Genomic DNA, 13920 nt, shown 5'->3' on the forward strand with positions numbered 1-13920 from the left:
AACCGATGCCCGCTGCCACAGGGGCTCGACCGCGCCGGGCGCTACGCCGGGGAGGACCTCTCGAGGTACGCCTTGAGACCGGACCAGATCCGCTGCTCCTGCCGCCGCCCCACCGCAGCGAACAGCGGGGCGGCAAGCTTCAGGACTCCCTTCGGCCGCAGGTCCCATGACCAGCTCATCCGGGTCCCGCCTGCCTCGGCGGCGAACGTCAGGCCGCCGTCGATGTCGGCCGTGCCCATGCGGGTCACGGATCCGAGCCTCGACGGCCGGGCGTAGCCGGTGACTTCGAGCTCGAATGGGGTGGTCCTCCTGCCGGTGGCGACGGTGGCCCGCCAGAGGGTGCCCACGCCGATGGGCCCGGGGGTGACCTTTTCGACCGCGCGCATCTGCGGATTGTAGATGGGCTCGTTCCGCTCGTCGGCCACGAAGTCGAAGACCTCCTCAACGGGACGTCTGATCGTGATGGAGCCACTGATGAGAGCCATGTGCGACTCGTTCCTCGGCAGGGCCAGAGGTGACCGCCGTCCGCGCTACGCGGAGGCCGGGCCACCCGGCTCTGGCGGATACGGAGGCTGCTGCTGGGACGGGTACGGGGGAGCCATGGGTGCCTGCCCATAGTCCGCCCCATAGTTTGCGCGGTGCCTGTCGAAGCGTTGGCCTCTCGGATTCTCCGGCTGGGCGAGCATCACGACGAGCGCGATCCATCCGAGCACAGGCACGAGTGCGAGCAGCAGAAGCCATCCGCTGAGGTTGACGTCGTGGAGCCGACGCGCCGCGACCGCCAGCCCGGGGACCACCGTGGCGAGGAACCAGAGGCCGCCGAGCCCGCTCGTACCGGTCGGCTGCCCGTTGACCACGGTTGGACCGATGGAGTTCAGGACCGCGGATGCCAGCGCTGAGGCGAGGAACCACCACCAGTACTCGCTGCGGCTCGCGCGTCCGGAGAAGACGGCGTACTTCTGGAAGACGCGTTTGACCGCCTCGACGGGCGGGGCTCCGTAGTAGGGAAGCTCGAGCGGGGGCACTGCTCCGCCGGCTGGGTACGGAGGCTGGTGGACGGTCATCGAACCGTTCCTCTCAACTGGACGCTGCCGATGCTCCCACGCTAGGCATGACGGCGGCCTGGCGGTAAGAGTCGCAAGACCCCACCGGCCGTTGTCCCTGTTCGGACCCGGGTCTATCCTTGCGATGTTCACCCGGCCCCAGCGCGCCGGGTCCGTTCGCTCCTGAGGCACCCGGTCCGCCGTCGTGCGTGCCCTCCGGCACGGGCGACGGCTCTAGGCGAGGAGCATCCTTCCATGACACTTCCCCCGCTCTTCAGGCGCGCCTTTGCTCTGGCCGCGGCCTCTGCCCTCGCACTGGCGGCAGCTGTGCCGGCCAGCGGCGCCCCGCCGACGCCGAAAGGCAGCGGTGACGCGCTCGTCACCTCAGGCAGTCCGGCCAGCCCCTTCCCGCAGAACAAGCAGAACGAGCCCTCGATCGCCCGCGATCCGGTCTCCGGCACGCTCATCGCAGGCGTCAACGAGGAGATCGACATGGCGCCCTGCACCCAGAAGGCCTCGGGCGCCGGATCCTGCCCCTTCACGCCGGGCGTGGGCTCCAGCGGCGTGTACTTCTCGACCGACAACGGGACCAGCTGGGTCCAGCCCACCTACACCGGCTACTCCGCGCGAAGCGGCACTGCGGCTGCCGGAGGCCCCATCGGAACCCTGCCCAATTACTACGAGGCCGGGCTCGTCTCCGGTGGCGACCCCGTCCTGGCCGTCGGGCCCATGCCCGATGCACAGGGCCACTTCTCATGGAGCAACGGCAGCCGGTACTACTACTCGAACCTGGTCAGCAACTTCCCGGGCTCGTCCACGCTGGTGACCCCGCACTACGCCGTGGCGGTCTCGCACACCGACAACGCCACCGATGCGGTGAAGGGCAGCAACGCAGCCTGGAGCGCCCCCGCCATCGCGAGCGGCCGGCTCAACCCGGTGGTGTTCAACGACAAGAACACCCTGTGGGCGGACAACGCCGCCTCGAGCCCCTACTTCGGGCGCGTCTACGCCGCATGGACGTCGTTCCGGGCGGCGAACGCGACGCAGGCGGTGGCGGACGCCGAACCGATCATGGCGGCGTACTCGGATGACGGCGGCACCACGTGGTCCGCTCCGGTCCAGGTCAGCGCCTCGTACAACACCCCCTCGAATGGGGGCCGGCAGGGTTCCACGGTCCGCAGCGACTCCAAGGGCAACGTGTACCTCTTCTTCGAGGGCAGCGCCCAGGGGCGCAGCGTGCAGATGATGGCCGTCTCGGCGAACGGCGGGCGGCAGTTCAGTACCCCACGGCCCGTCGCCGACGTGACCGATGTGGGCGTGTTCGACTCGTTCGCCGGGCGCTACACTTTCGACGGCTTCGCCGGGGCCCGCACGGACAGCTTCCCGAGCGTGGACATCGCCAACGGTGCGCCGTCGGGAGTCGGCGCGACCGACCGCATCCTCCTCGGGTGGAGCGACGCCAGGAACGGCCTCGGCCACGAGGAGTCCCTCCTGCAGGTCTCGGCCGACGGCGGCGCGAGCTGGTCGGCCCCGCGCGGCGTGCAGGCGGCCGGCGACAGGCCGAACTTCACCGCCGTGGCGATCAGCCCCGACGGAGGGTCTGCCTACGCCGTGTACGACGCATTCCATGCCGTGTACTCCGACCTCAGTGCCCCCCGGCCCATGGAGGGCGTCGTGGTCGCGCTCAACGGCGACCTCACCGGCCCGGTGAGCGTGCTGCACCGCGGCGCGAGCGGCGACGCCCGCGGCTCCAGCGCGAACAGCCTGGTCAGCGAGTTCCTCGGGGACTACAACGCCGCGGTCGCGAGCAACGGCGCGGTCTATCCGATCTGGAACGACGTCCGCAACGCCGACAGCTGCGCCGCCGTGAACGCCTACCGCGCCGCCCTCAGGTCCCCGTCGGCGGCGAGCCAGTCGAGCACGGTCGAGTGGGGCGAGGACAGCAGCGAGGCGGCGAGCACCGACACCGTCCCGGCGCGGCCTTTCCCGCCTGCAGACTGCGGCGCCGGCTCCCGCTTCGGCAACTCGGACATCTACTCCGGCGCGTACAGCCGCTGACGCCGGTTCGCGCTCACGGACGGCGGGCGCACGACGGCGGGTGCGCACCCGCCGTCGTCCGCCCCCCTCGAGGATCAGGACCGGTGGGCGCGGAGCTCCTCGGCAATCCCGCGGGCCCACTCCTCGATGTCATCCCAATCCCGGAAGTCCCCGCTGGGCAACGCGCTGAGCGGATTCCCCGGGAGATGGCTCATGGCCTTCTCCATGACCCCGACTGGGGGCGTGGACGGATCCCACGCGCCGAAGAACACATGTTCGCCCTTGACCCGGAGGAGGTCCGCGAATTTCTCGAACTCCTTGGGCGCCGTCGTTTCGAGGACGTCGCGGCCCTCCTTGTCGACCTTGTCGTCTCCGAGGGGGCCGCTGCTGAAGAGCCAGACGGGCCGCCGCGCGAGCTCGGCCTCGTGGTGCTTCGCGAACGCCGTCGCCTCGCGCATCCAGTGGAACGCGTAGGCCGCGCTGCCCAGGACGACGGCGTCGTAGGGCGTGAGGTCGTCGACCTCGCCGACGGGTCTGGCGGTCGCCGGGAGCCCTTCGGCGGTGAGCGTGGAGGCGATCCGCTCGGCGATCCCGGCGGTCGCCCCGTGCTTGCTGGCATAGGCAACGAGGACGTTCATAGGGGTTCCTTTCGAGGATGACTCCACGGTGGCTTCTTCCGCGTCCACTCCACTAGGGCCGAAAGCCGCGCCGCTCGGGGCGTCCGCCTATCCAAGCCCTCCAATGTGCGGTTCACTTAGGCACATGCGGTCAATCTGGAAGGGCGCCATCAGCTTCGGCCTGGTCAGCGTGCCCGTGAAGGTGTACAGCGCCACCGAGGACCACGACATCAAGCTCCACCAGGTCCACGACAAGGACCGGGGCCGGATCCGCTACCAGCGCCGCTGCGAGGTGTGCGGCGAGGTGGTCGAGTACGCGGACATCGACAAGGCGTACGAGGAGGGCGGCCGCACGGTGGTCCTCACCGACGAGGACCTCGAGTCGCTCCCGGTGGAGCGCAGCCGCGAGATCGAGGTGGTCGAGTTCGTCCCCGACGAGCAGATCGACCCCATGTTCTTCGAGAAGAGCTACTACCTCGAGCCGGAGAAGGTCGGCGTCAAGCCCTACCAGCTCCTGCGGCGCACCCTCGAGCAGACCGAGCTGACCGCTGTGGTGAAGTTCGCCCTCCGGCAGAAGACGCGGCTCGGGGCCCTGAGGGTGCGCGGAGACGTCATGGTCCTCCAGTCCCTGCTGTGGCCGGACGAGGTGCGCGAGGCTGCCTTCCCCATCCTCGAGGACACGGACGTGAAGATCTCCGACAAGGAGCTCAAGATGTCCTCCTCGCTCGTGGAGAGCCTCTCCTCCGAATTCGAGCCCGAGCAGTTCACGGACGAGTACCAGGAGCAGCTGCGCCAGCTCCTCGAGGCGAAGCTCGCCAAGGGCGATGCGGTGGACACCGAGGAGACCTTCGGCGCGCCCGCCGAGGAGGGCGAGGGCGCCGAGGTCCTCGACCTCATGGAGGCCCTGCGGCGCAGTGTGGAGAGCCGCCGGAAGGCGTCGGGCGCCGCGTCCGGCGCAACTGCGTCGGGCACTAGGGGGTCCGGCACCAAGGCGTCCGGCTCGCGGGCGGCGAAGGCGAAGGCCGCGGACGACGCCGAGGGGTCGCCCAAGGAGGAGAAGGCGCCGCCGAAGCGGCGCACCAGGAAGACCGGCTGAGGCGTCGGCGCGCCCGCCCTACCGCCGCGCGCGGATCTGGACGCGCCCGTCGCGGATGCGGGTGTCGTAGCTGGGCTGCGGCGTGCTCGCGGGGCCGTGCACCACGCCTCCGTCGGCCAGACGGAAGGTGCTGCCGTGGAGCGGGCAGGTCACGCACCCGTTCTCGATGGTTCCCTCGTCGAGGGAGCCGCCGGCGTGGGTGCAGACGTTGTCGAGCGCGAGGAAGCGGCCGGCGTCGTGCACGACGAGCACTGGGATGTCGTCGGCCTGGACCAGTGTGGGCTTGTCCACGGACAGCTCGCTGGCCGCGCCGACGTCCTGCCAGTCGGTGGGACCCTCGTGCCATGCCGTCCGGGAGACCCTCACGCCCTTCGTGAAGGCGAGGTGCCCGCCGAGGTAACCGCTCGTGAGCAGCACCCCGAGGCCCGCGAACGCGAGCCCGCGTCCGGCGGTGCGGGCGCCCGCCTTCCGCGCCGCGAGGGAGGCGCCGTAGAGGCCGAGCGCGGCAACGTTGAGCGCGGCGTGCACGATCCCGAGCCGGGTTTCCCCGCCCTGGGTGTCCGACCAGTCGCTGAAGCCGGCCGCCGCCGTCGGGACCGCCGCGACGAGCCCGGTGGCGACCAGGATGTCGGCCGCCTTCTCCGTTGGCTCGCCGAACAGGTCCAGGACTCCGGCCATGCTCCAGGCGCCGATCGGGAAGTCTGTGAGGACGGGGTGCAGGGGGTGTCCGGTCGGGATGCCGCTGAGGGCGTTCCGGACCAAGCGGGGCTTCACGAGGGCATGGGCTGCCGTCCGCACGGGCTCCGCCACGGTGTCGAGGGCCTTCCAGCGCTCGAGCCGGGTGACGGCGTCGTCCAACAGGTTCATCGTGTTCTCCTTGGCCGCGGGGCGGGGACAGGAGTCACTTACCCGCGTTCGCGCTCCTCACGCCCGCACGACGACCACACCCATCTGGGGGTCACGTTCTGGGGGTCGCGTGACGTGACCCCCAGGAGGTGACCCCCAGGAGGTGACCTTCGGGAGGTGACCTTCAGACGCCGGGGGGAAGCGCTCAGCAGCCCTCGTAGTCCCTGAGCACCTGGACCTTCGCCGCGGAGGCCGAGGCCGGGTCGAACGTGTACCCGATCCACTCCCTGGCCAGCCGCCGCGCGAGCTCGAGGCCCACCACGCGTTGGCCCATCGTGAGGACCTGGCAGTTGTTCGAGAGGATCGAGCGCTCCACCGAGAAGGAGTCATGCGCGGCCGTGGCACGGATCCCGGGAACCTTGTTCGCGGCGACCGCGACCCCGATCCCGGTGCCGCAGAACAGCAGCGCCCTGTCGGCCTTGCCCTCGCTGATCATCTCCCCGGCCGCCACGCCCACGTAGGGGTAGGGCCGGGCGAAGTCCTCGGCCTCGCGGTGCACGCCGATGTCGATGAATACGTGAACACGACGCCGGCGCCCGACTCGGCCGCGCGGGCCACCGTGCAGGCCTGCTGCGACGAGGGGGAGGTAAAGATGTTGCCCACCACGGCGCCGTCGGCAAAGCCGGCGCCGACGAGGCCGGCGAAGGCGGGATAGTGCCCGGAGCCGCCGCCCACGAGGACGGCGACCTTGGGCTGGGCGGGGCGGCGCCGGCGGACGGCGCCGCCGGGCACCTGGCGGACCAGGCCCGCATGGAGGTCGCAGAAGCCCGCGAGGGCCTCGTCGGCGAAGTCCGCGGGGTCGTTGGAGATGCGCGTCATGGGGTGACTCCTTGGAACGGTGGTTGAGCGGACATGGCGCTGGTTGAGCGGAGTCGAGGCCGGGGCGCCGACCGGGAGGAGCAGGTTTCGACTCCGCTTCGCTCCGCTCAACCGCCGTTGCGCCGACCGGGAGGAGCAGGTTTCGACTCCGCTTCGCTCCGCTCAACCGCCGGGGTGCCGATCGGGAGGAGCAGGTTCGACTCCGCTTCGCTCCGCTCAACCGCCGTTGCGCCGCCCGACTGCCGTGGTCAGTGGATGTGGCTGCCGCCGTTGATGTCCATCGTGGTGCCGGTGAGGTACGCGGCATCCTCGGAGGACAGGAAGGTGAACAGGGCCGCGACCTCTTCGGTGGTGGCGTTGCGGCCGATCGGGATGCCCGCGTTGATGGCGGCCTCCTGCTCGTCCGTGCTGCCGACGCGGATGTTGGTGTCCACGGCGCCGGGCGTGATGGCGTTGACGGTGACGCCGGTCGGGGCGATCTCGCGGGCGAGCGCCTTGGTGAAGCCGAGGATGGCGGCCTTCGCGGCGGAGTAGGGGACCTTGCCGAACACGCCGCCGCCGCGCTGGGCGGACACCGAGGACATGTTGACGATGCGGCCCCAGCCGGCCTCGATCATGGCCGGGAGGAAGGCCTTGGTCACGAGGTATGTGCCCGTGGCGTTCACGGCCATGACCTTGTTCCACAGGGCGAGGTCCGTCTCGAGGAACGGCACGGGGGAGGTGATGCCGGCGATGTTGGCGAGCGCGCCGACCACGGGCAGGCGGCCGGCGGCGACCTCGGCGGCGACGGCATCCGCGGCCGCGACGACCGAGGCCTCGTCGGCGACGTCGACCTGGTGGCCGAACGCGGGGACGTTGAACTCGTTGGCGATGTCCTGGGCGGTCTTCGCGGACTTCTCGCCGTCGAGGTCCAGGATGACGACGGCCCAGCCCTCGCGGGCGTAGCGGCGGGCGGTGGTGAGGCCGATGCCCCTCTCGGACGTGGCCCCGGTGAGGACGGCAGTGCGCTGGATGGTGCTCATGGTGGTTCCTTTGCGAGTTTCTGGGGGTCAGGTTCTGGGGGTCAGATGAGGTCGGTGATGAAGCTCGCGGCCTTGGCAGCGGCCGCGGGGCGCTCCGCGTGGGTGAGGTCGTGGGCCTCGAGCTCGAGCGAGAAGTGCCCGTCGAAGCCCGTCTCCCGCAGCGCGGCGAGCGCGCCCGCGAAGTCCACGGAGCCGTTGCCGATGCTGAGGTTGATGTTCCCGGGGACGGCATCGCGCAGGTGGACGTGGGCGATGCTGCCCGCACCCCCGGCGGCGAACGCGGAGACCGCCTCCTGCGGCTGGCTCCCCGACGCGACGACGTGGGAGAGGTCGACGACGTGGCGCACCCGGGTGCCCGCGAGCCGGTCGGCGAGGGCGAGGGCGCGGTCGAGGGTCCCGCACAGGCGGTAGAAGTGTAGGGACTCGGTCCAGAGCTCGACGCCGTGCTCCGCCGCGCGCTCGCCGGCGGCGGAGAGCTGGGCCGCGACGAGGTCGAGGTCCTCGCCCAGGGATCGCACTGGCTCGGGGGAGAGGGCGCCGCACGGGAGGACGAGCGCCTTCGCGCCGACGGCGCGGGTGAGGGCCAGGAGCCGGTCGAGGTGCTCGGCCCGCGCCGCCCGGGCGGCGGCGTCGAGCGGGACGTTGAGGTCCCCGATGTCCCCGTTGACCGACCGGACCCGCAGCCCTGCGGCCGAGACGGCGTCGGCGACCTGGCCGGCGTCGTGCGCGGTGAGCTCGAAGGGGACGTGGTCGCATACGCCCGGGAGTGCGCCCAGGTCGATCTCCTCGAAGCCGAGCCCCGCCATCGTGGCCAGGGCCTCGGCCAGCGGCAGGTGCCGGAAGCTGATCGAGGAGCAGCCGAGTCGGTCGTGGAACATCGTTGGTCCCTCCGGGGAGGTAGGCGGAAGAGGTGTGACGTCAACCACGGTACGGCGGGCAACTGTCAACAGTCAACCCAGAAAGTCGACTGTTGACAGTGTCGGGTGATGCGGCGCACACTGACATATCATGTTGACTGTCAACAGAGACAGCGGCAGATCTCTTCGACTCGGAAGGAACGCAATGAGCAACGAGGCTCTGGCCATGCGCGGCCCGGTCCACGGCACCAAGGACGCCAAGCGCGTGGCCGTGGGTTCTGGCGTGGGGGCCGTCATCGAGACCTACGACTTCATCGGGTTCGGCACCGCCGCTGCCCTCTACTTCAACACCGCCTTCTTCCCGGGCGCAGACCCGGTCACGGGCACCCTCGCCTCCTTCGCCACGCTCGGGGTGGGATTCGCGGCCCGCCCTCTCGGCGGCATCGTGGGCGGCCACCTCGGCGACAAGCTCGGCCGCAAGCCGGTCCTCGTCGCCTCGCTCATCATCATGGGCCTCGCGACCTTCGCGATCGGCCTCCTCCCGACCTACGCCATGGTGGGCGTCCTCGCCCCGACGCTGCTCGTGATCGTGCGCATCATCCAGGGCCTCGCGTTCGGCGCGGAGTGGGGCGGTGCGATCCTCATGAGCTACGAGCACGCCCCATGGCGGCGCAAGGGCGCCCTCACTGGCATCGTCCAGGCCGGCTTCCCCGTGGGCCTGCTCCTGGCCAACCTCGTCTTCCTCTTCAGCGTCCACCTCGGCGACGAGTGGGCCTGGCGCATCCCGTTCCTCGCGAGCCTCGCGCTCGTGATCGTGGGCCTCATCATCCGGTCCAAGGTGCCCGAGTCGCCGGTGTTCGAGGACGTCAAGGAGCGCGGCGAGATCGCCAAGGCGCCCATCGTGCAGGTGGTCAAGGAGGACTGGCGCAACATCCTGCGCGGCATCGGCCTGCGCATCGCCGAGACGGCCGGCTATGCCGTGTCGGTCACGTACATGATCTCGTACCTCAACTCCTCCAAGCTCGCGGACAAGAACCAGACCCTCATCGCGCTCTGCATCGCCGCCGCGATCGGCATCTTCGCCACCTGGGCGTGGGGCTCCCTGACGGACAAGGTCGGCCGCAAGCCCGTCTACGTCTGGTCCACCGCGTTCGCCGTCGTGTTCGGCGTGCCGATGTTCCTGCTGGTCAACACCGGGATGTTCCTGTTCATCGTCGCCACGATCGTGATCGCGTACGCCGTGTGCCAGAACTCCCTCGCCGGCGCCCAGGGCGCCTGGTTCCCGGAGCTCTTCCAGGCGAAGACCCGCTCCTCCGGCGCCTCGCTGGCCTACCAGATCTCCGCGATGGTCTCCGGCTTCACACCGTTCATCACCACGCTCCTGTTCGTGGCGTTCGGCTGGGTCGGCCCGGCCCTGCTCTTCAGCCTCTACGGCGCGATCGGCCTCTGGGCCGCGGTTTCGACCCGCGAGACCTGGAGTCGCCGCGACCGCGAGTTGGCCGAGCGGGTCGAGGCCGAGACCCCCGAGCCCGCCCACACCCACTGAAGGACCCGAAGGACCTGACACCGATGACTTCACCGACACTCGAACAGCGCGCCGCAGCCATGCCGGCCGAGCGCCGGGCCGCCGTCGAGGCTGCCGCGCACCGAATCCGCAGGCACGCCCTCTTCATGGGCGAGGTCCAGGGCCAGGGCTACGTGGGCCAGGCCCTCGGCGCCGCGGACATCCTCGCTACCGTCTACGCGGACCAGCTGCGCTTCCGCCCCGAGGACCCCGAGTGGGACGGCCGCGACCGGTTCCTCCTCTCGACGGGGCACTACGCGATCGGCCTGTACGCGGCGCTCGCCGAGGCCGGGATCATCCCGGTCGAGGAGCTCGAGACCTACGGTTCGGACGGTTCCCGGCTGCCGATGTCCGGCATGTCCACCTACACCCCGGGCATGGAGATCTCGGGCGGGTCCCTCGGACACGGGCTCACCATCGCGGTCGGCCTGGCCCTGGGCCTGCGCCACCGAGGCAACCCCGCCCGCGTCATCAACTTCCTCTCCGACGGCGAGCTCGACGAGGGCTCGACCTGGGAGGCCGCGATGGGCGCCGCGCACCACCGGCTCGGCCGGCTCACCGCCGTCGTGGACATCAATGCGCTCCAGGCGGACGGCGCCACCGAGGGCGTGCTGCGCACCGAGCCGGTCGCCGACAAGTGGGCCGCGTGCGGCTGGCGCGTGTTCCGGGTCGACGGGAACGACGTCGGCGCCCTCCTGGAGGCGTTCGACGCCGCCGGGTCGGCTTCTGCGGTGACGGACGACGGCGCGGGGGCACCCGCCGTCGTGCTCTGCGACACCAAGGTGGGCCACGGGGTGCCGCTGCTCGAGACGCGAGAGAAGGCGCACTTCATGCGGATCGAGGAGCACGAGTGGGCGGTCTGCAACGAGCAGCTCGAGGCGGGCTGGGCCGCCCGTCAGGAGGAGAAGGCATGAGCACGGCAGCAGTCGCGACGGGCGCGGCACCCAAGCTGAAGACCTCGGCGATGATCGCCTCGTTCGCGGACCCGGGGCAGAAGACCGACTCGGCCCCGTTCGGCCACGCCCTCGCGGCCGCGGCCGAGGCGGACGAGCGGATCGTGGGCCTCACGGCGGACCTGGGCAAGTACACCGACATGCACATCTTCGCCCAGGCCCACCCGGAGCGGTTCTTCCAGATGGGCATGGCCGAGCAGCTGCTCTTCGGCGCCGCCGCGGGGATGGCCGAGGCGGGGCTCGTCCCGTTCGCCTCGACCTACTCGGTGTTCGCCGCCCGCCGCGCGTACGACTTCATCTGCCTCGACATCGCCGAGCCCAACCTGAACGTCAACATCGTGGGCGGCCTCCCGGGCCTGACCACTGGGTACGGGCCCTCGCACCAGGCCACCGAGGACATGGCGATCTTCCGCGGCATGCCGAACCTGACGATCGTGGACCCGTGCGACTCGGTGGACATCGCCCAGGCCGTCCCGCAGCTGGCCGCCTCGGACGGGCCGACCTACCTGCGCCTCCTGCGCGGGAAGGTCCCGACTGTGCTGGACGAGTACGACTACGAGTTCGAGCTCGGCAAGGCCAAGGTCCTGCGCGGCGGCCGCGACGTCGTGTTCGTCTCCTCGGGCCTCATGACCATGCGCGCGCTGCAGGCCGCCCAGGCGCTCGAGAAGCACAAGGTGGACGTCGCCGTCGTGCACACCCCCACGATCAAGCCGTTCGACGAGGCGACCGTCCTCGCCGAGCTCGCGGGGGACCGGCTTGCGGTCACGCTCGAGAACCACACGGTGGTCGGCGGGCTGTTCGAGACGGTCGCGTCCGCACTGGTCAGGTCCGGGCAGCCGCGGCGCGTGGTGCCCGTGGGCCTGCCGGACGAGTTCCTCGACGCTGGCGCCCTGCCCACCCTGCATACCAAGTACGGGCTGAGCGTGGACCGGATCGTCGCGAAGGTCCTGGCCGAGCTGGGCTGACCGCCGAGTCGGTCCAGGGCCGAGCAGGCTGGGAGCTGCGGGCAGGCGCGGGTGCGATCCCCGCGCCTGCCCGTATCATCAATGTCAACGACTGTCGGATGACAGTCGACACGAGAGGGGGCGTGGCCATGACCGCGTCACTGCTGGGGCTCGAGAAGAAGAGCCTGCGCGAACAGGCTGTGACCGCCTTGCGCCGCGCCATCACGTCCGGCGAGCTGGAGCCGGGCCGGCACCTGGTCGAGACCGAGCTCTCGGAGATGCTCGGCATCAGCCGCGGCACGCTCCGCGAAGCGCTGCGGCAGCTCGAGCAGGAGGGCCTGGCGTCCGCCGGCCCCCGCGGGCGGCTGAGCGTGCGCCACCTCGACGAGAAGGAGATCCGGGACATCTTCTCAGTGCGTGCCGCGCTGGAATCCCTCGCCGCCCGCACGCTCATCGACCAGCCCCGCCGCGCCAAGGCCGTCGGGGAGCTGCGCGACGCGCTCGAGTTCATGGCCGACGCCGCCGACCGCTCCCTTGAGGACCGCATCGAGGCGGACCTGGACTTCCACCGGCTCCTCTGCAGGCTCTCCGGCAACGAGACCCTCCTGCACCAGTGGCAGTCCCTGGAGGGGTCGATCCGGATGTCCATCATGTTCGCCGGCCTTGAACGGGCCACGAGCAACATGAGCGTCGCGCGGCACCGCGAGATCGTGGACGCCATCGAGTCCGGCGACGCCGTCACCGCCCGGGAGACCATCCTGTCCCACATGGACGCCGCGTCGGAGAACCTCGTCGGCTGACGGGGCTTGCGCGCCTCCGCCCGGCGGGTGGGCTGTACCGACTTCCCCAGCATTGGGTGCAGAGTTCCCCAGCTTTAGTCGCCACGTACCGGCGTGTCGCTGATTCTGCCCGGCGTGTCGCGCGCACGACCGTCCGAAGCTGGGGAGTTCGGCACTGGAAGCTGGGGAGTTCGGAACACGCCTCCGTGCACACACGGCGCGGGCCGCAGTGATTGACCGCAGAAGGCTCGGGGTAGCGGTGGGCCATGACTGAGAACACCGGCGGGAACGCGAGCGACAGCGACTACCAGTCCGAGACCGTCGAGCCCCAGGACTCGGGCGAAGAGGCCAACGACATCCGCTTCTCCGAGGAGCAGCGGCTCATCCGCGAGCAGGCGCACGGCGTTCGCGCGGAGAAGCAGGACGTCCCCGAGGGCGTGCCCGGTCTCGACGAGGCCGCTGCCGGCATCGACGTCCCGGATGCGGACCTCCGCGGGGGAGACGCGAGCGACGACCCCGCCTTCAACGGCAAGGAGCAGTAGTCGCCCGGGCGGGCCGGCCCGTCAGCGCCCCACGCCGGCGATGAGCGCCACGCACAGGCCCGCCCCGATGACGAACCACGTGCCGACCGCGATGAGCAGGCCCGAGCCGAAGCGGGTGGTCGTCCGGATCAGGGCCAGCGTCACGGCGGCCACGAGGTAGGCCGGGATGAGCCAGGGAGCCACCACGCTCACGACCGGGATCGAGGTCGCCGTCGTGTAGAACGTCAGCCAGCCGAGGCCGCCGAGCACCAGGATCCCCACCACGAGTCCGAGGACGATCGACCCGCCTCCGGGCGGCCTGGGCGGAGGCCCCGGGGCCCGCTGGGGCCATTGCCCCGGCGGCGGCCAGGAGCCCGGCGGCGGGTACTGCGGCGGTCCTTGGCTCACGGCGTTCCCCCCTTGTCAGCTCTGCCGAACGATTCGGCCTGAGTCAGCGTCCCACCCCGGCCACGAGCGCGAAGCACAGGCCGGCGCCGATGAGCAGCCACAGGCCGATGGCCAACAGGAGGCCCGCGCCGAACCGGGTGGTCCTGTTCGAGATTGTCAGGCCGATGGCCGCGAACACGTACACGACACCCGCGACCGTCACCACCGTGTTCGCCTCGGGCAGCCCGCTGCCCAACAGGCCCCACGCCAGCAGGCCGAGGACCCCGGTGCCGACGATCAGGCCCACCAGGACCGAGCCCCGGTCCCACTCGATCCGCCACCGTCGTCTCCCGCCCGGCGAGCTGTCGTCCACCG

At 70.9% G+C, this 13920-nt stretch carries 16 protein-coding genes and 1 pseudogene; 7 read left to right on the forward strand and 10 right to left on the reverse strand.

Translation table 11 applies throughout. From position 1 onward, the window contains the following. Positions 1-41: 41 nt before the first annotated feature. Together ACQ5BE_RS16860 and ACQ5BE_RS16865 are read right to left on the reverse strand one after the other, a co-directional pair. Positions 42-485 carry an SRPBCC family protein gene (locus ACQ5BE_RS16860; protein WP_430298138.1) on the reverse strand — a complete coding sequence of 148 codons (444 nt, stop codon included), beginning with the start codon at positions 483-485 and terminating at the stop codon, positions 42-44. Between the two features lie 45 nt (positions 486-530). After that, positions 531-1064, reverse strand: coding sequence for a DUF805 domain-containing protein (locus ACQ5BE_RS16865; protein ID WP_430298139.1), 534 nt, complete (start codon positions 1062-1064; stop codon positions 531-533). A 234-nt stretch (positions 1065-1298) separates the two neighbouring features. Between ACQ5BE_RS16865 and ACQ5BE_RS16870 the strand changes: the two genes are divergently transcribed. Next, on the forward strand, positions 1299-3101 hold the full coding sequence (locus ACQ5BE_RS16870; RefSeq protein WP_430298140.1) for a hypothetical protein: 1803 nt from the start codon (positions 1299-1301) through the stop codon (positions 3099-3101). A 74-nt stretch (positions 3102-3175) separates the two neighbouring features. On the opposite strand, the gene ACQ5BE_RS16875 is transcribed toward ACQ5BE_RS16870, so the two are convergent. Continuing rightward, complete coding sequence (locus ACQ5BE_RS16875; RefSeq protein ID WP_430298141.1) at positions 3176-3718, reverse strand: flavodoxin domain-containing protein; 543 nt, start codon at positions 3716-3718, stop codon at positions 3176-3178. Positions 3719-3842: 124 nt separating this feature from the next. On the opposite strand from ACQ5BE_RS16875, the gene ACQ5BE_RS16880 reads away from it, so the two are divergent. Continuing rightward, positions 3843-4793, forward strand: coding sequence for a Ku protein (locus tag ACQ5BE_RS16880; protein ID WP_430298143.1), 951 nt, complete (start codon positions 3843-3845; stop codon positions 4791-4793). An 18-nt stretch (positions 4794-4811) separates the two neighbouring features. Here the strand turns inward: ACQ5BE_RS16880 and ACQ5BE_RS16885 are convergent, their stop codons facing one another. The 5 genes and pseudogenes from ACQ5BE_RS16885 to ACQ5BE_RS16905 all read right to left on the reverse strand — a co-directional run bounded on the left by ACQ5BE_RS16885 (position 4812) and on the right by ACQ5BE_RS16905 (position 8418). Continuing rightward, the gene (locus ACQ5BE_RS16885) at positions 4812-5660 is read right to left on the reverse strand and encodes a Rieske 2Fe-2S domain-containing protein (protein WP_430298144.1); all 849 of its coding nucleotides are present in this window, start codon (positions 5658-5660) and stop codon (positions 4812-4814) included. 184 nt (positions 5661-5844) lie between these two features. After that, positions 5845-6264: an RpiB/LacA/LacB family sugar-phosphate isomerase gene (locus ACQ5BE_RS16890; RefSeq protein WP_430298176.1), complete on the reverse strand. Its 420-nt coding sequence runs from the start codon at positions 6262-6264 to the stop codon at positions 5845-5847. Then, positions 6207-6518 (reverse strand): annotated as a pseudogene (locus ACQ5BE_RS16895) (dihydroxyacetone kinase subunit DhaK); the annotation flags it as partial. The gene ACQ5BE_RS16890 and the pseudogene ACQ5BE_RS16895, both read right to left, overlap by 58 nt. 248 nt (positions 6519-6766) lie before the next feature. Continuing rightward, the gene (locus ACQ5BE_RS16900; RefSeq protein ID WP_413248790.1) at positions 6767-7540 is read right to left on the reverse strand and encodes an SDR family NAD(P)-dependent oxidoreductase; all 774 of its coding nucleotides are present in this window, start codon (positions 7538-7540) and stop codon (positions 6767-6769) included. A gap of 41 nt (positions 7541-7581) precedes the next feature. Continuing rightward, positions 7582-8418, reverse strand: coding sequence for a sugar phosphate isomerase/epimerase family protein (locus tag ACQ5BE_RS16905; RefSeq protein ID WP_430298145.1), 837 nt, complete (start codon positions 8416-8418; stop codon positions 7582-7584). 184 nt (positions 8419-8602) lie between these two features. On the opposite strand from ACQ5BE_RS16905, the gene ACQ5BE_RS16910 reads away from it, so the two are divergent. The 5 genes from ACQ5BE_RS16910 (at position 8603) to ACQ5BE_RS16930 (ending at position 13179) form a co-directional block, all read left to right on the forward strand. Continuing rightward, positions 8603-9943 (forward strand): MFS transporter, encoded by a 1341-nt coding sequence (locus ACQ5BE_RS16910; protein WP_430298146.1) that lies wholly within the window; start codon positions 8603-8605, stop codon positions 9941-9943. 23 nt (positions 9944-9966) lie between these two features. Beyond that, positions 9967-10875: a transketolase gene (locus tag ACQ5BE_RS16915; protein ID WP_430298147.1), complete on the forward strand. Its 909-nt coding sequence runs from the start codon at positions 9967-9969 to the stop codon at positions 10873-10875. Then, positions 10872-11879 carry a transketolase family protein gene (locus ACQ5BE_RS16920; RefSeq protein WP_430298148.1) on the forward strand — a complete coding sequence of 336 codons (1008 nt, stop codon included), beginning with the start codon at positions 10872-10874 and terminating at the stop codon, positions 11877-11879. Before ACQ5BE_RS16915 ends, ACQ5BE_RS16920 begins: the two co-directional genes overlap by 4 nt. A gap of 128 nt (positions 11880-12007) precedes the next feature. Continuing rightward, positions 12008-12658 (forward strand): GntR family transcriptional regulator, encoded by a 651-nt coding sequence (locus ACQ5BE_RS16925; RefSeq protein WP_344299195.1) that lies wholly within the window; start codon positions 12008-12010, stop codon positions 12656-12658. A gap of 245 nt (positions 12659-12903) precedes the next feature. Beyond that, positions 12904-13179, forward strand: a complete 276-nt coding sequence (locus ACQ5BE_RS16930; protein ID WP_430298149.1) for a hypothetical protein — start codon at positions 12904-12906, stop codon at positions 13177-13179. A 21-nt stretch (positions 13180-13200) separates the two neighbouring features. Here ACQ5BE_RS16930 and ACQ5BE_RS16935 read toward each other — a convergent pair whose 3' ends face one another. Beyond that, positions 13201-13566 carry a hypothetical protein gene (locus tag ACQ5BE_RS16935; RefSeq protein ID WP_430298150.1) on the reverse strand — a complete coding sequence of 122 codons (366 nt, stop codon included), beginning with the start codon at positions 13564-13566 and terminating at the stop codon, positions 13201-13203. A 43-nt stretch (positions 13567-13609) separates the two neighbouring features. Then, on the reverse strand, positions 13610-13918 hold the full coding sequence (locus ACQ5BE_RS16940) for a hypothetical protein (protein ID WP_430298151.1): 309 nt from the start codon (positions 13916-13918) through the stop codon (positions 13610-13612). Positions 13919-13920: the final 2 nt, after the last annotated feature.

The organism is Sinomonas sp. B1-1, assembly GCF_050474465.1.
Classification (GTDB): domain Bacteria; phylum Actinomycetota; class Actinomycetes; order Actinomycetales; family Micrococcaceae; genus Sinomonas; species Sinomonas flava.